At 75.3% G+C, this 7396-nt stretch carries 8 protein-coding genes; 4 read left to right on the top strand and 4 right to left on the bottom strand.

The window, feature by feature from the left end:
- The first annotated feature begins 475 nt into the window (after window positions 1-475).
- Complete coding sequence (locus AB0O40_RS36995; RefSeq protein ID WP_365050523.1) at window positions 476-694, top strand: hypothetical protein; 219 nt, start codon at window positions 476-478, stop codon at window positions 692-694.
- A 95-nt stretch (window positions 695-789) separates the two neighbouring features.
- Here the strand turns inward: AB0O40_RS36995 and AB0O40_RS36990 are convergent, their stop codons facing one another.
- Complete coding sequence (locus AB0O40_RS36990; RefSeq protein WP_365050521.1) at window positions 790-1962, bottom strand: acyl-CoA dehydrogenase family protein; 1173 nt, start codon at window positions 1960-1962, stop codon at window positions 790-792.
- Between the two features lie 201 nt (window positions 1963-2163).
- Window positions 2164-2802, bottom strand: a complete 639-nt coding sequence (locus AB0O40_RS36985; protein ID WP_365050519.1) for a TetR/AcrR family transcriptional regulator — start codon at window positions 2800-2802, stop codon at window positions 2164-2166.
- Window positions 2803-2901: 99 nt separating this feature from the next.
- On the opposite strand from AB0O40_RS36985, the gene AB0O40_RS36980 reads away from it, so the two are divergent.
- The 3 genes from AB0O40_RS36980 to AB0O40_RS36970 are packed head-to-tail and all read left to right on the top strand — an operon-like array spanning window position 2902 to window position 5341.
- Window positions 2902-3531: a DUF6230 family protein gene (locus tag AB0O40_RS36980; protein WP_365050517.1), complete on the top strand. Its 630-nt coding sequence runs from the start codon at window positions 2902-2904 to the stop codon at window positions 3529-3531.
- Entirely contained in the window at window positions 3522-4457 is a 936-nt protein-coding gene (locus tag AB0O40_RS36975) for a DUF6114 domain-containing protein (RefSeq protein ID WP_365050515.1), read from the top strand. The genes AB0O40_RS36980 and AB0O40_RS36975 overlap by 10 nt, the downstream gene beginning before the upstream one ends.
- Entirely contained in the window at window positions 4454-5341 is an 888-nt protein-coding gene (locus AB0O40_RS36970) for a hypothetical protein (RefSeq protein ID WP_365050513.1), read from the top strand. The genes AB0O40_RS36975 and AB0O40_RS36970 overlap by 4 nt, the downstream gene beginning before the upstream one ends.
- 29 nt (window positions 5342-5370) lie before the next feature.
- Here AB0O40_RS36970 and AB0O40_RS36965 read toward each other — a convergent pair whose 3' ends face one another.
- Together AB0O40_RS36965 and AB0O40_RS36960 are read right to left on the bottom strand one after the other, a co-directional pair.
- Window positions 5371-5520, bottom strand: a complete 150-nt coding sequence (locus AB0O40_RS36965; protein WP_365050511.1) for an SCO1431 family membrane protein — start codon at window positions 5518-5520, stop codon at window positions 5371-5373.
- 132 nt (window positions 5521-5652) lie between these two features.
- Entirely contained in the window at window positions 5653-7065 is a 1413-nt protein-coding gene (locus AB0O40_RS36960; RefSeq protein ID WP_365050509.1) for a peptidase C39 family protein, read from the bottom strand.
- Between the last annotated feature and the right edge of the window lie 331 nt (window positions 7066-7396).

The raw sequence follows: 7396 nt of genomic DNA, 5'->3' as shown, positions 1-7396 counted from the left end.
CCCCATCCGTAGAGGGGCCGGACGCGTGCCGCCCTGCCGTTGCCGCCGCTGCGCGGAGCCAGACCCCACCCCGCCCCTTCCCGAAACCGGTGGGCTACGCCCCCGGATCCCCCATACCGCCGCTCCGCGCCGGTGCGCTCAAACGCCGCGCGGCTGGGTTGGCCCCCGCACCGCCGCTCCGCGACGGTCGCCTCAAACTCCCCCAGCTACCGCTGGGAGGTGCCCCCAGCGAGGCTGGTACGGGGGACACCGGGGCTCCACCCCGAGCCCGGCCGCTCCGGCGAGGCGGGTACAGGGGACAGCAGGGCTCCACTCCGAGCCCCGCCGCTCCGGCGAGGCTGGTACGGGGGACAGCAGGGCTCCGCCCCGAGCCCCGCCCTGGCCCCGTAAGCCGGCCACCCCCGCGGTCCCCCTCGAACGCATACCCGCCCCGTCGAGGCGATTACCTGCCCCCCGGGCGTCGCGTTGGCTGGTCATGACCATGCTGCAGTCCGCCGCCCCGAGCACCGGTCGCCGTCGCCGTCCGGCGCCGCCCGCCCACGAAGAATCGGTTCAGCGTCCGGCCGATCCACCCATCTACCGGGCGCTGCTGGCCCGGTGGGCCACCGACGGCCGCACCCTGCCGGGGCGCCGGGACCCGGAGTGGGCCCGGCTCACCTCCGCGCCCGTCTGGCCGGGCGGGTACGGGTTCTAGGACCGGCGCGCCCGACGCGCGAAAGGCCCTTCCGCCGGTCCGGACCGGGGCGGTCCGGCCGGCGGAAGGGCCTTCGGGGCGTGCGCGCGAGCCGGTCAGCGGCTCTCGGGTCCGGCCAGGTGGCGGGCGATGACCATGCGCTGGATCTGGTTGGTGCCCTCCACGATCTGGAGCACCTTGGCCTCGCGCATCAGGCGCTCGACCGGGAAGTCGGCCGTGTAGCCGTAGCCGCCGAGCACCTGCACGGCGTCGATGGTCACGCCCATCGCCGCGTCGGTGCAGAAGAGCTTGGCCATCGCGGCCTGCCGCGAGAAGGGCTTGCCCGCGTCCCGCAGCCGGGCGGCGGCCAGGTAGAGGGCCCGGCCGGCCTCGATGCGGGTGGCCATGTCGGCGAGCATGAAGCGCAGGCCCTGGAAGTCGGCGATCGGGCGGCCGAACTGCTTGCGGCCGGTCGCGTACGCCAGCGCCTCGTCGAGCGCGGCCTGGGCCACGCCGATGGCGCAGGCCGCGATGCCGAGCCGGCCGGAGTCCAGCGCGGCCAGCGCGATGGTGAAGCCCTGGCCCTCCTCGCCGAGCCGGCGGGCGTCGGGGACCCGGACGTCGTCGAAGTGCAACTGGGCGGTGGGCGAGCCCTTCATGCCCATCTTCTTCTCGGGGACGGCCGCGGTCAGGCCCGCCGCGTCGCCCGGCACCAGGAAGGCGGTGATGCCCCGGGGGCCCTCGCCGCCGCTGCGCGCCAGCACGGTGTAGAAGTCGGCGACCCCGCCGTGGGTGATCCAGGCCTTGGTGCCGTTGATCACCCAGTCGTCGCCGTCCCGGACCGCCTTGGTGGTCAGGGAGGCGGCGTCGGAGCCGGCGGCCGGCTCGGAGAGGCAGTAGGCGCCCAGCAGGCCGCCGCCGAGCATCGCGGGCAGGTGCTCCGCCTGCTGCTCCTTGGTGCCGAAGCCGGCCAGGCCGTGGCAGGCCAGGGTGTGCACGCTGGCGCCCAGGCCAACGGTGAGGCGGGCCGCCGCCAGCTCCTCCAGGACCTGGAGGTAGACCTCGTACGGCTGGTCGCCGCCGCCGAACTCGGAGGCGTACGGCAGGCCCAGCAGCCCGGACTCGGAGAGGAGCGTGAACACCTCGCGCGGGAAGTGCCCGGCCTCCTCTTCCTCGGCGGCGCGCGGGCGGATCTCGCGCTGGGCGATCTCCCGGACGAGCGCGAGGAGGTCCCGGGACTCCTCGGTGGGCAGCTGTCGGTCCACCGGCTGCGGGGCGCTGTCGGTCATGGCGGCGTCTCCTCCCTGGTCGGGCACGGCAGCAGCGCGCCCAAGGGGTTCGGCCGCACTGCCGGGTGAGTGTGCTCTTGCAGCCGATGCTGCCCTCCCGGATCACAGAAGCGGCTGACCAGCGGCTGCGGCGGGTCGAGTATGCCCGACAATCCCGGCCGCGTCACGGGTTCAAGATCACCCGTGCGCGGCCGGGCCCGGCTAGGACGGGGGCGGTGCCGGGCACTCCGGGACGAACTCCTCGATCACGGTCAGGGTGGCCCGCAGGGTGCGCACCAGGAGGGCGCCGACCTCCTCGCGGCCGGGGGCGGGATCCGGCCGCCCGGGCGCGATCCAGTCGAGGGTGGCGCCCTCCACCCCGCTGAGCCAGCCGATCAGGGCGAGCCGGGCCAGCGGCGGGACCGCACGGGTGCCGTAGGCGCCCTCGGCGACGGTGCGGACCAGCTCCTCGCGGACCGCGTCGCGGATGGCCAGCACCTCGGCGTCGGAGCCGACGCCGCCGGTGACGATGGTCCGGTAGGCACCCTGGTGGGTCTGCGCGTAGTGGAGGTAGCCGTCGACGGTGCGGCGGACCCGCTCGCCCCGCGGCAGGTCGGTGTCGCTGGCGGCCCGGGCGACCAGCTCGGCCACGCAGTCCTCGACCACCGCGAGGTAGTAGCCGCGCTTGCTCTTGAAGTAGTAGTAGATCAACCCCTTGGCGACGCCCGCGTGTTGGGCGATGTCGTCCATCGAGAGCGCGTCGTACGAGGTGTCGGCGAACAACTTCCGCCCGGTCGCTATGAGTTCGGCCCTCCGGACCTGCGAACGTTCGCTGGTTCCACGCTGTTGACTATTATTCAAATTCAGCCCTAGCCTCGAACTGCCACAGGACGCCCGCAGTATGGCAGACCGGGCGTTCGCACTTCCCCTGCGCACTGGACGACGTACGGGAGGATCCCCATGAGCGACGCAGGTTCACGCAAGGGCACGACCGGCCCGGCCGAGGGCCGGGTCTCCTGGAAGAAGTCGGCGGCGGTGGCGCTGCCCGCGGTGGTGGCCGTCGGGGCGATGGCCATGGTGATGGCCCAGGGGGCGCTGGCCGCCTCCTTCGCCGTCTCGGGCACCAGCTTCCAGGTCTCCTCGGGCAAGCTGAGCAGCCGGGGCCTGGCCTCGTACGTGCACACCGACCGGTCCGTGGACGGCAAGGGGCACCCGGTCGCCCTGCTCGGCATCGGCGAGGCGACCCTCTCCGACATCTGCCAGTCCGCCGAGGTGCCGACACCGGTGGGCACCGTGGTCTTCAAGCTGACCGCGGGCGGCCCGGCGGGCAACGTCACCGCCACCAACCTGGTCATCGACGGCGAGGACCTGGACGGGGACGCCCGCTTCGGCACCGCGGAGATCGGCCGGGACGCCTCCACCCTCGACGAGGTGGACGGGGTCAAGGGCGAGGCCGGCCGGTTCGGGCTGCAGGCCGGGGACATCGAGGTGACCGGGGTGCGCTCGCACGCCTGGTCCGCCACCGGCGGGAACTTCCGCCTCAAGGGCATGCACCTCGACGTCAGCCTCGGCGGCAAGAAGTGCTTCTGAGCCGCGCACGGCTGGTCGAGCGGCTGCCGCTGCCGGGACCCCGGGGGCGGCTGCGCAGGTGGCGCCGGACCCGGCCGTTCTGGGGCGGGCTGCTGCTGGTGCTGGGCGGGACCGAGCTGCTGCTGGTCCCGCTCTCGCCGCTGACGATCCTGGTCAGCCTGGGGCTGGGCGGCCTCGCCGCCATCGGCATCGGGCTCGCGCTGATCGCCGCGGGACTCTTCCTGTGGTTCCTGCCCGGCGCCCGGCACTACGTCGCACTGCACGCCCTGCTGCTGTCGGTGCTCTCCTTCGCCGCCACCAACCTGGGCGGGTTCCTCGTCGGGATGCTGCTGGGCATCGCGGGCAGCGCCCTCGGCTTCGGCTGGACCCCGCTGCCGGCCGCCGACGCGGAGCCCGCGCAACCCACGGCCGACGGGCGCGGGCCGCGCACCCTGGCGGCGGCCCTACCGGTGCTGCTGGCGGCGGGCCTGGGGCTGCCGGGACCGGCCCGGACGGCCGGGCCGGCGGCCCCGGATCCGGTGCAGGCCGCCCGGACCCCGCCCACCGTCACCACCAGCCGCTTCGCCCCGCACGGCTTCGCGCTCGCCGGGGTGACCCGGGTCCCGGTGGCGGGCGGCTCCCTGAAGGTGCTGGTGCTGCGGATGGCGGCGGCCTCGCTGACCGACTACCGGCTGCGCACCCGCGACGGCGGTCACGAACTGGCCCTGGGCGCCGACTCCTTGGACCTGCGGGGCGACGTGACGCTCTACCTGACCCGGTTCAGCGGCTGCATCGAGGGGCTGCTGTGCGTCACCTTCACCCCCGACGGGCTGCCCGCCCCGCCGGTGATCCCGCCGTTCGTCTTCATGACCGACGTCAGCGCCGAACAGGCCCTGGTCACCTCGGACGTGATCACCGCCGACGGGCTCACCCTGGGGGCCGCGTGATCCCGCTGCCGGCCGTGCCGTTCTGGGCGTACGGCACCGGGGCCGCCCTCGCCCTCGCGGCCGGGCGCCAACTCCAGTGGTGGCAGCGCTCGGTGGCGGACGGCGGGGTGCGCACCCGCAGCCCGGCCGCCAGCCCGTACCTGACCCTGACCCTGCTCTACTTCGCGGTGCTGGCCGCCCCGGCCGGGGCGTACCTGCTGTGGCAGGACCCGGCCTGGACCACGATGCAGGCGGCCGACGGGCACCGGGGCGTCTGGGCGGGCTTCGCGCTGCTGGCCGCGGGGGCGCCGGTGGTCGCGGGGCTGCTGGGCTTCCTGGCGGCCCGCTGGCTGGTGCTGGTGGGCGCCGGCTACGGGGCGTACCTGCAGGCGGTGGGCGGGCACTTCCTGCTGTTCTTCGCGCTGGTGCACGGCTGGGACGGGAGCGGACCGCGGCGGCTGCTGTCCGCGGACGGCCGGGCCTACCGGGAGTGGGCCGGCGGCCGCCCGGTCAACCACGTCCTGGGCTTCCTGACCTCCGGGACCTTCCTCGCCGTGCTGGTCTTCGGCACGGTCCTGGCCGGGACGGTGCTGGTGATGCAGATCGGCTGGCTGGCCGAGGGCTGGCGGCTGCCGGGGGCGGACCGGGACCGCCGGGTGGGCCGGGTGACGGCGGTGGCCGTCGCCGGGTCCGGGGTGTACGGGCTGCCCGGGGCGGGTGCGGTGGCCGCGACGGCCCTGGTCCGGTGGACCGGCTGGCTGCCGGGGGCGGCGCTGTTCGCGGTACTGGCCGGGGCGGTGCTGCTGCCCGCCCGGGGGCCGGTGCGCCGGCTCTACCGGCTGGTGGGCGTACCCGCCCGGCACTGGCGGGCGGAGGAGGCCGCGGGGGCCGCCGCGCGGGCGTGAGCGGTGCGTGCCCGGGCGGTGGCCTCAGCTCACAGCCAGCCGGTCTGGGTGACGAACATCGCCAGGACGACGACGAGGGTCCAGCCGAGCAGGTGCTCGAGCCACTTCGCCCCGTCCTCGGGTCCGCCGGTGCGGACGAGGGCGCGGACTCGGGTGAGGGCGGCGCTGCTGGAGGTCATGGTCTTCACTCCGGATCGGACGGCGGTGCTCGGATGCGGTGGACGCCCCCCGACGTCCGTCCAATGTGCCATCCGGGCCCGCCCCGGGGGTAGAGACGTTGGTCACTCCCCCGGGGCCGGACCGGCCGCCGGTCAGATGACGCCGACCGTCCGCAGCGCCTCGAGCTGGGCCGGGGTGGGCCGGGCGGGGGCGTAGAGGTAGCAGACGCCACCGGGGCCGGAGACGACCTTGCCCTCGGCGTTCTTCCGCTTGGTGCGCAGCCAGACCGTCTCGAACTCGTGGCGCTTGTAGACCCGCCGCACCGCCGGATCGGTCGGCGAATTGGGGTCGTTGGCCACCACGTCGCCGGCGGCCGTGAAGCCGATCACGGTCATGAGGTGGCCGGCGGTGCCGTAGCCGGCGCCGGTGAGCTCGCCCTTGAGGAACGACTGGGAGGTGATGGCCGGGATGCCGGCCCGGACCAGGGTCTCCAGGTCGGTCAGCGAGGAGAGCCGGGTGACCACGGCGGCCATCTCCTCGTAGGTGGCCGCGTAGGCGGCGTTGAAGGGCCAGTTCCCGCAGCCCTTGTACTGGTGGTCGTAGGTGGACCGGGCCGCGTGGCAGACCTGCGGGTCGGTGTAGCCGGGGTCGACCCAGGCGAGGTCGTCGTCGTCGGGCCGGCGCCCCCAGTACTCGATGATCATCTGCGAGGAGGTGGGGCTGCACCAGGCCTCGCCGCCGTTGTCGTACTGCGGGTACCGGCCCTTGTGGATCTCCTGCGAGTAGCGCGGCACGACCAGCTCGCGGGCGAGCCGGGGGGTCGAGGCCGGCACGGTGAAGCGGTCCGGGACCGCCGAGGCCATCGCCCCGGCCAGCCAGACCACGGGCGTCTTCCTGGTGCGCGGGGTCCGGTAGAGGGTGAGCCGCAGCTGGTGGGCGACCAGCCGGTGGCCGGCCGCCGGGTCGTCGACGGACAGCGTGTCGGTCCACACCGTCGTCCGGCCGTCCTTCTGGCCGTCGACGGAGGTCCGCCGGACGTCGCCGTCGCCCGAGGCCCAGCGGGCCATCACGTACCAGGGCGTCCGGGTGCCGTCGGCGTAGCTGCCCTGGAGCTCGACCTGGAGCCAGGTGCCGGGCGGGGTCTGGGCGTTCCAGGAGGCGATGACCTCGGTGGCGGGCACGGTGGAGCGGTGTACCGGGGAGAGCCAGCTCGCGTACTCCCACGACGCCTTGCGGCCGGTGTGCGGGTCGAGGTACTCGGTACGGCCCTCGGCGGCCCCGACGGCCAGGCCGGGGCGGCGGCCGCCGACGGTGACGGTGCCGCGGTGGGTGCCGGCGCGCCAGTGTCCGTACGAGTACCGGAAGTGGTTGTCCACGTAGCAGGGGGCGGGGGCGGCCCCGGCCTCCTGGCGGGCGGTCTCGGGGTCGGCGGCCTCTTCGGCTCCGTTGCCGGGCTCGGCGGCCGCCTTGCCGGACGCGGCGGTCGCGGGCGCGGCGGCGGCTGCGGCGGTGGCCGCGGCCAGGGCTGCGGTGAGGACGGTCCTGCGGGCGGTGGGTGCGGTCATCGTTTCGGGGACCCCCGGTCTGGTCGGGACGGTGTGCGTCCGTCCTAGGACAGCATCCTCGCCGGTGGGGCGGGGGTGCGGGGGCGTGCCGGGGGGTGTGTCGGGCGGGCCGTCTCGGGCCCGGGCCTCGTGCGGGCCCGGCCCTCGTGCGGGCCCGGCTGTCGTGACGGCTGCGCGGCTGGCGGGGCGGGGCCGCTGCGCGGAGCTGGTCCCCTACCCGCCCCTTCCCGAAACCGGTGGGCTCCGCCCCCGGACCCCCGGAGCCCGAGCGCTGCGCGCCGGGCCTTTCGGGGCTCCGCCCCGGACCCCCATACCGACGCTCCGCGCCGGT

This window comes from Streptomyces sp. NPDC089919 (assembly GCF_040684615.1).
In the GTDB taxonomy this organism is placed as follows: domain Bacteria; phylum Actinomycetota; class Actinomycetes; order Streptomycetales; family Streptomycetaceae; genus Streptomyces.
The sequence above is the reverse complement of the archived record's forward strand: the minus strand, read 5'-3'. Positions and strand labels throughout refer to the sequence as shown.